The organism is Kluyvera sp. CRP (assembly GCF_019930565.1).
Lineage (GTDB): Bacteria > Pseudomonadota > Gammaproteobacteria > Enterobacterales > Enterobacteriaceae > Kluyvera > Kluyvera georgiana_A.
Genome location: NZ_CP082841.1, coordinates 1,068,105 through 1,081,995 on the forward strand (window position 1 = coordinate 1,068,105; position 13,891 = coordinate 1,081,995).

The 13,891-nt window shown below is 53.8% G+C and carries 13 protein-coding genes; 7 read left to right on the forward strand and 6 right to left on the reverse strand.

The window, feature by feature from the left end; translation table 11 throughout:
* Nucleotides 1-96: 96 nt before the first annotated feature.
* The 3 genes from glnL to K7B04_RS04970 all read left to right on the forward strand — a co-directional run bounded on the left by glnL (nucleotide 97) and on the right by K7B04_RS04970 (nucleotide 2,790).
* Complete coding sequence (gene glnL / locus K7B04_RS04960; protein ID WP_163448712.1) at nucleotides 97-1,146, forward strand: nitrogen regulation protein NR(II); 1,050 nt, start codon at nucleotides 97-99, stop codon at nucleotides 1,144-1,146.
* A 9-nt stretch (nucleotides 1,147-1,155) separates the two neighbouring features.
* Nucleotides 1,156-2,568 (forward strand): nitrogen regulation protein NR(I), encoded by a 1,413-nt coding sequence (glnG, locus tag K7B04_RS04965; RefSeq protein ID WP_064540495.1) that lies wholly within the window; start codon nucleotides 1,156-1,158, stop codon nucleotides 2,566-2,568.
* A gap of 114 nt (nucleotides 2,569-2,682) precedes the next feature.
* Entirely contained in the window at nucleotides 2,683-2,790 is a 108-nt protein-coding gene (locus K7B04_RS04970) for a YshB family small membrane protein (RefSeq protein ID WP_157093498.1), read from the forward strand.
* A 75-nt stretch (nucleotides 2,791-2,865) separates the two neighbouring features.
* On the opposite strand, the gene hemN is transcribed toward K7B04_RS04970, so the two are convergent.
* Both hemN and yihI read right to left on the reverse strand, forming a co-directional pair.
* Complete coding sequence (hemN, locus tag K7B04_RS04975) at nucleotides 2,866-4,239, reverse strand: oxygen-independent coproporphyrinogen III oxidase (RefSeq protein ID WP_167577216.1); 1,374 nt, start codon at nucleotides 4,237-4,239, stop codon at nucleotides 2,866-2,868.
* A gap of 188 nt (nucleotides 4,240-4,427) precedes the next feature.
* Complete coding sequence (gene yihI, locus K7B04_RS04980) at nucleotides 4,428-4,946, reverse strand: Der GTPase-activating protein YihI (RefSeq protein WP_223803601.1); 519 nt, start codon at nucleotides 4,944-4,946, stop codon at nucleotides 4,428-4,430.
* 591 nt (nucleotides 4,947-5,537) lie between these two features.
* Between yihI and yihA the strand changes: the two genes are divergently transcribed.
* Entirely contained in the window at nucleotides 5,538-6,173 is a 636-nt protein-coding gene (yihA, locus tag K7B04_RS04985; protein ID WP_223803602.1) for a ribosome biogenesis GTP-binding protein YihA/YsxC, read from the forward strand.
* Nucleotides 6,174-6,540: 367 nt separating this feature from the next.
* Here yihA and polA read toward each other — a convergent pair whose 3' ends face one another.
* On the reverse strand, nucleotides 6,541-9,336 hold the full coding sequence (polA, locus tag K7B04_RS04990) for a DNA polymerase I (protein ID WP_223803603.1): 2,796 nt from the start codon (nucleotides 9,334-9,336) through the stop codon (nucleotides 6,541-6,543).
* A gap of 396 nt (nucleotides 9,337-9,732) precedes the next feature.
* Here polA and K7B04_RS04995 point away from each other — a divergent pair, with 396 nt between their 5' ends.
* Nucleotides 9,733-10,641, forward strand: a complete 909-nt coding sequence (locus K7B04_RS04995) for an acyltransferase (RefSeq protein ID WP_223803604.1) — start codon at nucleotides 9,733-9,735, stop codon at nucleotides 10,639-10,641.
* A 15-nt stretch (nucleotides 10,642-10,656) separates the two neighbouring features.
* On the opposite strand, the gene dsbA is transcribed toward K7B04_RS04995, so the two are convergent.
* The 3 genes from dsbA to K7B04_RS05010 form a co-directional block, all read right to left on the reverse strand.
* Complete coding sequence (dsbA, locus tag K7B04_RS05000) at nucleotides 10,657-11,280, reverse strand: thiol:disulfide interchange protein DsbA (RefSeq protein WP_163448716.1); 624 nt, start codon at nucleotides 11,278-11,280, stop codon at nucleotides 10,657-10,659.
* Between the two features lie 27 nt (nucleotides 11,281-11,307).
* Complete coding sequence (locus K7B04_RS05005; protein WP_163448717.1) at nucleotides 11,308-12,294, reverse strand: serine/threonine protein kinase; 987 nt, start codon at nucleotides 12,292-12,294, stop codon at nucleotides 11,308-11,310.
* A 75-nt stretch (nucleotides 12,295-12,369) separates the two neighbouring features.
* The gene (locus tag K7B04_RS05010; protein ID WP_052284157.1) at nucleotides 12,370-12,639 is read right to left on the reverse strand and encodes a YihD family protein; all 270 of its coding nucleotides are present in this window, start codon (nucleotides 12,637-12,639) and stop codon (nucleotides 12,370-12,372) included.
* Nucleotides 12,640-12,708: 69 nt separating this feature from the next.
* Between K7B04_RS05010 and mobA the strand changes: the two genes are divergently transcribed.
* On the forward strand, nucleotides 12,709-13,293 hold the full coding sequence (gene mobA / locus K7B04_RS05015) for a molybdenum cofactor guanylyltransferase MobA (RefSeq protein WP_223803605.1): 585 nt from the start codon (nucleotides 12,709-12,711) through the stop codon (nucleotides 13,291-13,293).
* Complete coding sequence (gene mobB, locus K7B04_RS05020; protein ID WP_223803606.1) at nucleotides 13,290-13,814, forward strand: molybdopterin-guanine dinucleotide biosynthesis protein MobB; 525 nt, start codon at nucleotides 13,290-13,292, stop codon at nucleotides 13,812-13,814. The genes mobA and mobB overlap by 4 nt, the downstream gene beginning before the upstream one ends.
* Nucleotides 13,815-13,891: the final 77 nt, after the last annotated feature.

Consider the following 13,891-nt stretch of genomic DNA (forward strand, 5'->3'; position numbering starts at 1 on the left):
CTTTTTTCTCCACCAACAACCTGATTTCCCGCGCTTTTTATCCGTAAAAAGCTATACTGCACTAAAACAGTGCAAGCCTTTTCAGGAGACTGCTAAATGGCAACAGGCGCGCTGCCCGATGCTGGGCAGATCCTTAACTCGTTAATCAACAGCATTTTACTGGTCGATGACGATCTGGCCGTTCACTACGCAAACCCTGCGGCACAGCAGCTGTTGGCGCAGAGCGCGCGTAAACTTTTCGGCACGCCGCTTCCCGAGCTTCTGAGCTATTTCTCGCTCAACGTCGGCTTAATGCAGGAAAGCCTGCAAACCGGCCAGGGGTTCACCGATAACGAAGTGACGCTGGTTATCGACGGTCGCTCGCATATTCTTTCGCTCACCGCACAGCGGCTGCCTGACGGCTTTATCCTGCTGGAGATGGCGCCAATGGATAATCAGCGTCGCCTCAGCCAGGAGCAGCTTCAGCACGCTCAACAGATTGCCGCGCGCGATCTGGTGCGTGGCCTTGCCCATGAGATTAAAAACCCGCTGGGTGGCCTACGCGGTGCGGCACAGCTGCTGAGTAAAGCGCTGCCCGACCCCGCGCTAACCGAATATACCAATGTCATTATTGAACAGGCCGACCGTCTGCGTAATCTGGTCGATCGCCTGCTTGGCCCGCAGCATCCCGGTACGCATGTCACCGAGAGCATCCATAAGGTGGCCGAGCGCGTGGTGAAACTGGTTTCGATGGAGCTGCCGGAAAACGTCACGCTGGTTCGCGACTACGACCCAAGTTTGCCAGAATTACCGCATGATCCCGACCAGATTGAGCAAGTTCTTCTTAATATCGTGCGTAATGCGCTTCAGGCTCTGGGGTCTGAAGGGGGCGAAATCGTCCTGCGTACCCGCACCGCGTTTCAGTTAACGCTACACGGCGTTCGCTACCGCCTGGCCGCCAGAATTGATGTCGAAGATAACGGCCCCGGCATTCCATCACATTTGCAGGATACGCTGTTTTATCCGATGGTCAGCGGCCGCGAAGGTGGCACCGGGCTGGGTCTGTCGATCGCGCGCAGCCTGATCGATCAGCACTCCGGCAAAATTGAATTTACCAGTTGGCCAGGCCATACCGAGTTTTCGGTTTTCCTGCCAATTAAAAAATAAGGTGTGTTTATGCAACGAGGGATAGTCTGGGTCGTTGATGACGATAGCTCCATCCGTTGGGTGCTTGAACGCGCACTCACCGGCGCAGGGCTGACTTGCACAACGTTTGAGGGCGGGAAAGAGGTGCTGGATGCGCTGGCTACCAAAACCCCTGACGTGCTGATGTCCGATATTCGCATGCCCGGAATGGACGGTCTGGCTTTGTTAACGCAAATCAAGCAACGCCATCCAATGCTTCCGGTCATCATAATGACGGCACATTCCGATCTGGATGCCGCAGTAAGCGCCTATCAACAAGGGGCGTTCGATTACCTGCCAAAACCGTTTGATATTGACGAAGCGGTAGCGCTGGTTGAACGCGCTATCAGCCACTACCAGGAACAGCAGCAGCCGCGCAATGTGCAGGTTGATGGGCCAACCACCGATATCATCGGCGAAGCGCCGGCCATGCAGGACGTGTTCCGCATTATCGGCCGTCTCTCCCGCTCTTCCATCAGCGTGCTGATTAACGGCGAATCCGGTACCGGTAAAGAGCTGGTCGCTCACGCCCTGCACCGCCACAGCCCGCGCGTCAAAGCGCCGTTTATCGCACTGAATATGGCGGCGATCCCCAAGGACCTGATTGAGTCCGAACTGTTTGGTCACGAGAAAGGGGCCTTTACCGGCGCCAATACCGTCCGTCAGGGGCGTTTTGAGCAGGCCGACGGCGGCACGCTGTTCCTCGATGAAATTGGTGATATGCCGATGGATGTCCAGACTCGTCTGCTGCGTGTACTGGCCGACGGCCAGTTCTACCGCGTCGGCGGTTATGCGCCGGTGAAGGTTGACGTACGTATCATCGCGGCCACCCACCAGAATCTGGAACAGCGCGTACAGGAAGGTAAGTTCCGTGAGGATCTGTTCCACCGCCTGAACGTGATTCGCGTCCACCTCCCGCCATTACGTGAGCGTCGGGAAGATATTCCGCGTCTGGCGCATCATTTCCTGCAGGTCGCGGCCCGCGAGCTGGGCGTTGAAGCCAAGTTGCTGCACCCGGAAACCGAAGCCGCTTTAACGCGTCTGGCCTGGCCGGGTAACGTGCGTCAGCTGGAGAACACCTGCCGCTGGCTGACGGTGATGGCCGCCGGGCAAGAGGTGCTGATTCAGGATCTGCCGGGCGAACTGTTTGAAGCCAGCCAGCCGGACAGCACCGCGGCGGCGTCGCTACCGGATAGTTGGGCGACGCTGCTGGCGCAGTGGGCCGATCGCGCGCTGCGTTCCGGTCATCAAAATCTGCTTTCCGAAGCCCAGCCGGAGATGGAGCGTACGCTGCTGACGACCGCCCTACGCCATACGCAAGGGCATAAACAGGAAGCTGCGCGCCTGCTGGGTTGGGGTCGTAATACCCTGACACGCAAACTGAAAGAACTCGGAATGGAGTAAGGTCGGAGTAAAGTGTAAAAATTGCTCGATTCGCGCAAGTTGCTGCAATTTTATACTTTACTGTTCCGATGAGTTAAGTATCATTCTGCCCGCGACTACCTGGGGGGAAGAAACATGCTTGAATCATTAATTAATCTGGCGTCGAGCGGTGCTGCCAGCCACTCGCCGCAAACAGCGATGGCCGCAGTGCTGTGTGCGGCGCTGGTCGGGCTGTTCAGCTAAGCCGGATGGCGCTTGCGCTTATCCGGCCTACCGTCGATTTGTAGGCCCGGTAAGCGTAGCGCCATCGTGTCGTCTTTAAATAACCCGTGAGAACTGCTGCATACGCGCTTTCTGACGCAGATAGGCGTCGAAGCACATACAGATGTTGCGAATCAACAAACGGCCTTTGGCGGTCACCTGAATGCCCTTCTCATCCACATCCACCAGCCCATCTTTTGCCAGCGGAGCCAACAGCGCGAGGTCCTCGGCAAAGTAGTCGCTGAAGTTCAGATCCCACTGTTTTTCCACTGCCGGGAAATCGAGGCTGAAGTTGCAGATCAGCGCCTTAATCACGTCACGACGAATGCAATCATCGCGAGTTAACGCAATACCGCGCCACAGCGCGTTGCCCTGCTCGGCCACCTGCTGATAGTACAGCTTCAGCTCTTTTTGGTTCTGGGCGTAGCAATCGCCAATCATGCTGATGGCGGAAACGCCCATGCCCAGCAGATCGGTGTCGCCCTGAGTGGTATAGCCCTGGAAGTTGCGGTGCAGCACACCTTCACGCTGAGCCACGGCCAGTTCGTTATCCGGACGCGCAAAGTGGTCCATGCCGATAAACTGATAGCCCGCTTGCGTCAGCGAGTTAATGGTCTCTTGCAGGATATCCAGCTTCTGCTGCGCCGAAGGCAGGTCGGCATCTTTGATTTTGCGCTGAGCGGCGAAGAGCGTCGGCAGGTGCGCGTAGTTAAATACGCTCAGGCGATCCGGATTCAGCTCTGCCACGCGCTGGAGGGTAAAAGCAAAGCTCTCCGGCGTTTGCTTCGGCAGACCGTAGATCAGATCAATATTGGTCGACGTAAAACCAATCTCACGGGCGTGGTTGAGCAGCGCGAAGATAAATTCTTCATCCTGCTCACGGTTCACCAGGCGCTGTACCTCTTTATTGAAGTCCTGCACGCCCATGCTCAGGCGGTTGAAGCCTTCGGCGCGCAGATGGTCGATAACATCCAGCTCAATTTCACGCGGGTCAACTTCAATAGAGATCTCTGCGTCCGCATCGAAGTGAAAATTCTCGCGCAGCAGCGTCATCAGGCGGCTGATTTGCGCCTTATTCAGATAGGTTGGCGTACCGCCGCCCCAGTGCAGTTGGCTAACATGGCGGCCGGTAAACAGCGGCGCGCGCTGGCGGATTTCCTGCTCCAGCACGTCAAGATATTGGTCAGCTTTGTGCTGCTGGCGGGTAACGATCTTATTGCAACCGCAGAAATAGCAGAGCTTATGGCAGAACGGGATATGAATGTACAGCGACAGGGGCCGCTCAGGATAGCGCGCAACGGCGCTCAGAAACTCCGCTTCGCCGAACGCGTCGGAGAATTCCAGCGCCGTGGGATACGAGGTATACCGTGGCCCGGAATAGTTATATTTCTGGATCAGGGCCAGATCCCAGTCGATTAACTGCACAGACATGCTCACTCCTTGCGATGATGTCGAAAACGACGACGGCTTGCCGGCCTGGCCGCATTACGCAGCGCCAGCCGGTTGCGCAGCCAATTTTGACGCCGCGACAACCGTCGTAGTTTAACGAATAACCACCCCAGATAACATACAACCAAAAGGGTTATAAGCAGGACTGGCAGGCCAATCGGGTGCAAACGTTAGTTTCCGCCTCTCAGCAGACGCATGACGTCTTCCTTGCCCTCTTCTTCCTCTTCTTCTTCTTCGTCATCATCGTAAGAGAGGCCGAGTTGCTGCATCAGTGCATCAATGCGATCCAGTTTGGCATCGACCCAGGCTTGCTCTTCAGCAGTCAGGGTTTCGCCCTCTTCCAGACGTTCCAGCAGCGCATCCAGGCGCTCATCAGTCTCCAGCATGTCCAGCTCAGCCTGCGGTGAAAGCATAGGTTTCTCGCTCTTCGGTTTGTGCTGCTTGACGACCGGCGCCTCAGTCACGCCCAGCGCGATCGGTTTTTTACTACCAATACGGGGGTCTTTTTGCTGCTTCTGTTTGTTGGAGCCAGATGCACCCTCACTGCCGCTGGCGCGGCTGCCCGGCGCGTGGCCACGGTGCTTCTTGTCGCGTTTACGGTCACGCGCTTCCTGGTTCAGCTCTTCGCGCGTTTTACGACGCTGTTTGCCTGGCGCTTTGCTACGCGGTGTAGAGGTTGGTTTTTTCATGATGTCAGATCTTTTAAGCCGTTTTATTCAGTATAGAATTGAGCCGGAATCTAGCAGAAAGCAAACAAAGAAAAAAGGCGACAGAGTAATCTGTCGCCTTTTTTCCTGACTCACACCCTTAACGGGTTCTACATTCCATGTTTGCTTACAACGCGCCCTGTCTATCCGTTAGCTCTATAACAGTCCCTGTTATTGTTCCCTTTCCCTGCGTAACGTCTCCAGACGTTGGTCATCCTGACAGATTCCGTAGGTCTTCGCCTCCTGGCGTTCCTGACCCCTCATCCTGAGTCTAAATCCTTCTGGCGCCCTTGCCGATGGGTGCTACTTTACCTTGTTGCGTTAAACTAACAAGCAATGAGATGGCGAAAATTGGATAAATAAGATTATTGCCCGTGTGTAATATTATGATTTTAAATAATTTGCATATAATCTCGCCGATATTCTTTCCTCAATTTCCCATAGCGGATATGGCAAATGTCTTACAAACGGAAGGGCATCGGCTTACAGTTGACGATGCTGGAGTAATTCCAGCCTTTTTTTGCCGATCGGGTATAATCGCCCCCAATGCCTGATTTAACGGAGACGACCGTTTTGACTAACTGGAACTATCAACTGACGCACTTTGTCACCAGCGCGCCAGATATCCGCCACTTACCTTCCGATACCGGAATCGAAGTGGCTTTTGCCGGCCGCTCCAACGCGGGGAAATCCAGCGCCCTGAATACGCTGACCAACCAGAAAAGCCTGGCGCGTACATCAAAAACGCCGGGTCGTACGCAGCTGATTAACCTGTTTGAAGTGGCTGACGGCAAACGTCTGGTTGACTTGCCGGGCTACGGCTACGCACAGGTGCCGGAAGAGATGAAAATCAAGTGGCAGCGTGCGCTGGGTGAATACCTGGAAAAACGTCTGTGCCTGAAAGGATTAGTGGTACTGATGGATATTCGCCATCCGCTGAAGGACCTCGACCAGCAGATGATCGAGTGGGCCGTCGCCAGCGAAATCCCGGTTTTGGTACTGTTAACCAAAGCTGACAAGCTGGCCAGCGGTGCGCGTAAAGCACAGCTGAACCTGGTGCGTGAAGCGGCGCTCGCCTTTAACGGTGACGTGCAGGTTGAAGCCTTTTCTTCCCTGAAAAAGCAGGGTGTGGACAAGCTGCGTCAGAAGCTGGACAGCTGGTTTAACGATATTCCTCCACAGGAAGATCCTGAGGCTGCTGCAGAGTAACCCCTCTCTACGTCCCGGATAGCGGCGCCTGGCGCCCTGTCCCGGGTACTTCCCAACCAGACTCCCTTTTTCACGGCCAATCGACTGCGGCAAAACTTTTCTTTCGCCCAATAAAAAACGCCCCAGTCATTACTGACTGGGGCGGCTAAAATATTCAGCCAAATCCGATTACGTGAAGTAAAAGGTCTGAAAGATAGAACATCTTACCTCTGTACCCTACGAGAGTAACTCTACTCTTTTTTAATGCTGACAGAAAGCATTTTTTGTAGTTTTTTTTCACTTGTTACATAACGAATTCTAATGTTCATCACAAAATTAGATAAGTTATGTTGCTTACTTACATAAAACCCCATTGTTCATCGAACACTTAATGAGCTTGATCCCAATTTTCGCCACTCCCGACTTCCACCAGCAACGGCACGTCCAGCGTGGTGCTGTTTTCCATCAGTTCGTGTACTTTCTTCGCCACGGCATCGACGTCGTCTTTGTGCACTTCAAAGACCAGTTCATCGTGAACCTGCATGATCATGCGCACGCGCGGCTTCTCAGTTTCTAACCAGCCATCAACGGCAATCATGGCCCGTTTGATGATGTCAGCCGCGGTCCCCTGCATCGGGGCGTTAATCGCCGCGCGTTCAGCGCCAGCGCGACGCGCGGCGTTGCTGGCTTTGATGTCCGGCAAGTACAGACGGCGGCCATCCAGCGTCTCAACATAGCCCTGTTCCTTCGCCTGCGCGCGGGTGCGTTCCATGTAATCCAGCACGCCAGGGTAACGCTCGAAGTAGAGATCCATATACTTCTGCGCTTCTTTACGTGGAATGTTCAGCTGGCGCGCGAGGCCAAAGGCGCTCATGCCGTAAATCAGGCCGAAGTTGATTGCCTTGGCGCTGCGGCGCTGCTCGCCGGTGACGCTTTCCAGCGGCAGCCCGAAGACTTCCGCCGCGGTGGCGCGGTGAATATCCTTCCCTTCAGCAAACGCCTTCAACAGGCCTGCGTCACGCGACAGGTGTGCCATGATGCGCAGCTCAATCTGCGAGTAGTCGGCAGAGACGATGACGTAATCTTCCGGCGCAATAAACGCCTGGCGAATACGACGCCCTTCATCGTTACGTACCGGGATGTTTTGCAGGTTCGGGTCGGTTGATGACAGGCGACCGGTGGCGGTAACCGCCTGGTGATAGGAGGTATGCACGCGACCGGTTTTCGGGTTGATCATCAACGGCAGCTTGTCGGTGTAGGTTGACTTCAGTTTCGCCAGACCGCGATACTCAAGAATCACCTTCGGCAGCGGGTAGTCCAGCGCCAGTTCTTCCAGTACTTCTTCAGAAGTGGACGGCGCGCCACCCGGCGTTTTCTTCAGCGGCTTGATGCCTTGCTTTTCAAACAGGATGGTTTGCAGTTGTTTTGGTGAGGAGAGGTTAAACTCTTCCCCGGCAATGTCGTAAGCTTTCTGCTCCAGCTCGACCAGACGCTTGGCGATCTCCTGCGAATGCGCGTGCAGTACGGCAGGGTCAATCTTCACGCCATTACGCTCAACGCGCGACAGCACCGGTACCAGCGGCATTTCAATTTCGTTGAAAATGCGCAGCGGACCTTCATTTTTTTGCAGCTTTGGCCACATTTTCAGGTGCAGTTGTAGCGTCACGTCGGCGTCTTCTGCCGCGTAGCGCCCGGCTTCTTCCAGCGCAATCTGGTTGAAGGTGAGCTGGTTTTTACCCTTGCCTGCAATTTCTTCAAAGGTAATGGTTTTGTGCTTCAGCCAGCGGTCGGAGAGGCTGTCCATATCGTGACGCCCGGCAACGCTGTCCAGCGTGTAGGACTCGAGCATGGTGTCGTAGGCAATCCCGCGCAGTTCAATGCCGTAGTTGGCCAGAATTCCGCGGTCGTACTTCAGGTTTTGTCCCACCTTCAGCAGCGCGTCATCTTCCAGCAGCGGCTTAAGCAGTTCAAGCACACGTTCGCGGGCGATCTGATCTGGCGCGTCCAGATAGTCGTGGGCGACCGGCACATAAGCGGCCACGCCCGGTTCAATGGCGAACGACAGGCCTACCATGTTGGCGGAGATATTATCGAGACTGTCGGTTTCCGTATCGAAAGCAAACAGCGGCGCTTTCTTCAGCTTTTCGATCCAGCTCACCAGAGTGGCTTCATCGAGAATGGTGACGTAGTTTTCTGACGAGAGGGTGGCTGCCGTTTCTTCAACCTCTACCTCTACTTCAGCCACTATCGCTTTGCCCGCTGGTTTCGCCGCTGGCTTCGAGCCTTTGGCCTGCATCCAGGTACCGGACTCAACGTCGGTGATCCAACGTTTGAATTCGTATTTCTTAAACAGCGTTAGCAGTTCGTCCGCCGCCGGTGCGGCCACGGTCAGCTGTTCACAGCCGAGCTCCAGCTCAACGTCTGTTTTAATGGTCGCCAGTTTGTAGGAGAGGTAGGCCAGCTCTTTATTCTGCTCCAGCTTGGCTGCCATCGTTTTCGCGCCACGGAAGGTTAACCCGGCGATTTTTTCCGGCTCGCCATACAACGCATCCAGGCCGCCAAGACCCTGCAGCAATGCCTGCGCCGTTTTCTCGCCCACGCCAGGGACGCCTGGAATGTTATCTGAAGAGTCGCCCATCAGCGCCAGAAAATCGATAATCAGTTCTGGCGGCACGCCATATTTCGTGACCACTTCGTCCGGACCAAGAATTGTGTTGGTCATGGTGTTGATGAGCGTAATGCCCGGCGTTACCAGCTGCGCCATATCTTTATCACCAGTGCTGATCAGCACCGGACGCCCCGCTTTTTCCGCTTCGCGCGCCAGGGTGCCAATCACGTCGTCCGCTTCCACGCCGGAAACGGCCAGCAGCGGCAGCCCCATCGCTTTTACCATCGCGTGCAGTGGCTCAATCTGCGCACGCAGATCGTCCGGCATTGGCGGACGGTGCGATTTGTAGTCTTCAAACAGTTCATCACGGAAGGTTTTCCCCTTCGCATCAAAAACCACTGCGGCATGGGTGGGTTGATACTGCAGAATCAGGCTGCGCAGCATGTTCAGCACGCCATACATAGCGCCGGTCGGCTCGCCCGCGCGGTTTGTCAGCGGCGGGAATGCGTGATATGCCCGGTAGAGATAAGAGGATCCATCAACGAGGATAAGAGGGTTTTCTGGGATCTGAACCATAATTTCCGTGCCTGTTTATCAGATTATGGGTAAAGGATGCCACAGACGGCATGAAAACATGAATTTTTCCCCCAAATAAGGCGAAAAGATTTCTCGATCTTCACGATCGCACGCAAAATAAATTGTGGATAACTTTGTGAATAATTTTATTTTACTTATAACAAAGGATATGTAACCCTCGGTTAAATATAAAATAATCTATATTTTTCAATCAATTAAAACACGATCGCAGCCAGAATAGTCGATCTGGTGATAATTCACACTGTGTGGATAGACATATTGACTATTTTTCTAATCTGGTAAGACCCATCATTTGGCGCGTTTTCTGGTAAAATCAGTGCCTTGTGCTCGTTTATATGTGCGCGTTAAATAACTAACTATCTGAATAAAAACACTATGTCGAGATTTCTCGCTGCAATAACGCTGCCTGTAAGCATCGTACTCACCATTTTAGTAACGATTTTATGTTCCGTGCCGATTATTCTCGCCGGACTTATTAAGCTCATTTTGCCTATCCCGTTCATCTGGCGTTCAGTCTCAGTATTCTGCAACTTTATGATGTACTGCTGGTGCGAAGGGCTGGCCGCGCTGTTGCATCTCAATCCGCGACTCAAGTGGGATATTCAGGGGCTGGAGACACTCAGCAAAAAGAACTGGTACCTGCTTATCTGCAACCACCACAGCTGGGCCGATATCGTGGTGCTGTGCGTCATTTTCCGCAAGCATATCCCGATGAACAAGTATTTCCTCAAGCAGCAGCTGGCCTGGGTTCCCTTTATGGGCCTGGCCTGCTGGGCTCTGGATATGCCGTTTATGCGCCGTTACTCCCGCAGCTACCTGATTCGTCACCCGGAACGCCGCGGCAGAGATGTTGAAACTACCCGCCGTTCCTGCGAGAAATTCCGCGCGCACCCAACGACCATCGTGAACTTTGTTGAGGGGTCACGCTTCACGCAGGAAAAACGTCGACAAACACGATCACCGTATAACAATCTGCTACCGCCTAAAGCGGCAGGTATCGCGATGGCGCTGAACGTTTTAGGTTCTCAATTCGATAAGCTGCTGGATGTGACGTTGTGCTATCCGGAAAACGACGAGACGCCGTTCTACGATATGCTGAGCGGCAAGCTGACGCGAATTGTGGTGCGTGTGAATCTCCGGCCGATTGACCCTGAGCTGCACGGCGACTACGTGGGCGATAAGAACTTTAAGCGTCGTTTCCAGCTGTGGCTGAATGCGCTATGGGAAGAGAAAGATAAGCAGATTGACGCAACGAAAGCAGAATACAAAAACGCCGGTCAGTGACCGGCGTTTTTATTTTTATTTCTTCTCAACCAGCTGCTTCACGGTGTCAGCATACTGGGCAACGAAGACATCCATATTGCTGGTGTCCATACCCTGCGGGTTCAGCTGATATTTCCCGTTAACAAACATCGCCGGTACGCCCTGCAGCTGCAGATCGGATGCGGCTTTTTCCTGCTGTGCAACCAGTGATTTCACGACGAAGCTGTTCCAGGCGGCATCATAATCTTCGCCCTTCACGCCCGCGTCGGTGAAGACTTTACGGATATCCGCAACGGTCTGCACTGTCTGGTTTTTCTGTACGGCTTCAAACATCGGCGCGGTGATCTGATCTTCAACGCCCAGCGCCATCGCCACCGCCCACGCTTGCGTCAGGTCTTTGCCCAATGGGCCCAGGAACTCAACGTGGTATTTGGTCATTTTGGTGCCTTCCGGCAGCTTTTTCTTCACGTTGTCAGAAACGTGCAGAACTTCCTCAAACTGGTAGCAATGCGGGCAGTAGAAGGAGAAGAACTCCAGCACCTGCGGCTCACCTGCAACCGGCTTATCGATGGTAACGTACTGTTTGCCGTCGGTAATCTGAGCAGCAGATGCGCTGAATGCCAGAATCATACCTGCCAGCGCAAGCCAAACCTTTTTCATAACTCACTCTCTCCTGACTGTGTCGAATTAATACATGGGCGTTAACTGAAGCGGTGGTTCCTGAAGAACCTTTACCTGCTCCACAAAAGTTGCGATCTGCCGATGCCAGAAATCTTCCCCGGTTAACCAGGGAAAATTTTTCGGAAATGCGGGATCATCCCAGCGCCTGATTATCCAGGCAAGATAATAAACCAACCGCATTGCACGTAAAGGCTCGATCAGCGGCAATTCGTCTGAATTAAAGCTGCTGAACTCTTCATAGGCCTCTACGATGGTTTCCAGCTGCATACGTCTTTCGGCGAGGGAACCGTTAAGCAGCATCCAGAGGTCCTGAACCGCGGGGCCGTTACGCGCATCATCGAGATCGACAAATAGCGGACCATCGCGCCAGAGGATATTCCCGGCGTGGCAATCGCCATGCAGGCGTAGAGCATCAAAACGCCCGTGCCACAGGCCCATCACCGCGTCAATCAGGTCATCGGTAGCCTTCAGGAATTGGGCTTTTAAACCCGCCGGGATCAGCGCCGAGTGCTCAAATACCTCACGAGGTTCAATCAGATACTCTTTGACGCCAATCGATGGGCGCGCGGTAAAGCGAGATTTGCGCCCGGTTTGATGCAGTCGCCCCAGATAGCGTCCTACCCACTCCATTTGATCCAGGTTATCTGATTCAAACTGGCGGCCTCCCATGCTCGGGAAGACGGCAAAGTAAAAACCGTCATGGGTCAGTAGCGTCTGGTCATTAAAGATGATCGGAGCCGCAACCGGTACCTCATCCTCGACCAGTTCCAGAGCGAACTGGTGCTCTTCAAGAATCTGCGCGGCCGACCAGCGCTCCGGGCGATAAAACTTCACCACCATGCGGCGACGGTCCTCGTCCTGAAACTGGTAAACCCGGTTCTCGTAGCTGTTTAGTGGGGTGAGACCAGAATCAACCCGGATACCCTGCGCAAACAGGGCATCGATAATGGTATCCGGGTGGAGAGTCTGGAAAGTGAAAGCCTTGTCGTTCATCCTGACATCCGATAACGATACGAATGATTCAGGATATCATTTCACGAGGACTTGAGCGGTACTGCTTACAACCTTTTACTCTTTAATTACGCCGCGCGCGCGCAGCAGTGCGGTTTTGAAGTCCTCTTCATAATCTTTCTGAATGCCCGGAATAACCGCGTCTTTCGCGGAATCGCGCATTTTGAGATGGTAGATCAGAATATCGTCCGTTAAATCGGCCAATTCACCGTCATAGCCTGACTCTTTTGCCAGTTTCTGCAAAAATTGCATTAAATTCAGCTCCGGCTCTTTCTGCCAGGCTGGCTGGAGGAGTTCAATAACTTCATTCAGACGTTTACATTTCATGGTCGTGCTCCTTACGCTTGATAGAGACACGTTAGCAGGGTAAACCCCACAATAAAAGAGGCGATAGCAGTGAATGCAGAGAGCCAGGTAACCGGCGTGGTGCTGGCGGGCGGTAAAGCCTCCAGAATGGGTGGGCAGGATAAAGGATTAATGAGGCTTGGTGGTAAGCCGCTGTGGCGACACGTGGCCGATCGCCTGTATCCGCAGGTTAATCGCATCGTTATCAGCGCGAATCGCAATCTGGAAATCTATCGGACTAGTGGGCTTCCGGTCATGGCCGATACATTATCAGACTTTCCTGGGCCGCTGGCCGGTATGCTTTCAGTGATGCAGCAGACAGACGATGAATGGTTTCTGTTTTGTCCATGCGATACCCCGTTTATTCCCGACAATCTCGTCGCACGGTTAGCGGCGGAACGCCAGCAGGCCGCCGTAGTTTGGGTTCACGATGGCGATCGAGATCACCCGGCTATTGCTCTGGCCCACCGAAGCCTGGCACCACACATTGCTGATTATCTCGCGAGAGGTGAAAGACGAGTCATGGTATTTATGCGTCAGGCTGGCGGTCATTCGGTAGATTTTAGCGACATGATTAGCGCATTTCGCAATATCAATACGCCTGAAGATTTGCTGCGTAACGAGGATAAACCATGATTCCATTACTCGCTGTTGCTGCCTGGAGCGGCACGGGAAAAACGACGCTACTGAAAAAGTTGATCCCGGCGCTTTGCGAGCGTGGTATTCGTCCCGGGCTGATAAAGCACACCCATCATGATATGGATGTCGATAAACCCGGTAAGGACAGCTATGAACTGCGCAAAGCCGGTGCAGCGCAGACGCTGGTCGCCAGCCAGCAACGTTGGGCATTGATGACTGAGACGCCGGAGGAAAATGAGTTGGATCTGGCGTGGCTGGTGAGCCGGATGGATGCATCAAAACTGGATCTGGTGCTGGTTGAAGGCTTTAAGCATGATGCCGTGGCAAAGATCGTGCTGTTTCGCGAGGCCGCCGGGCACAGTGTGAATGAGTTGGTTATTGATGAGCATACGGTCGCAGTAGCCAGCGATATCGCGCTGGATATTAGCATTCCGGTGCTGGATTTGAACGATACTGACGGAATAGTGGCGTTTATTGTGGCATGGATGAGGTTATGCGCTTCCCCGGAGTCGGCGTAACACGCCTCATCCGGGCGACCAGAGCAGCTGTAGCCCGGGATTTCACTGCATTTTCATTCGCACAGACGCAAAAAAGC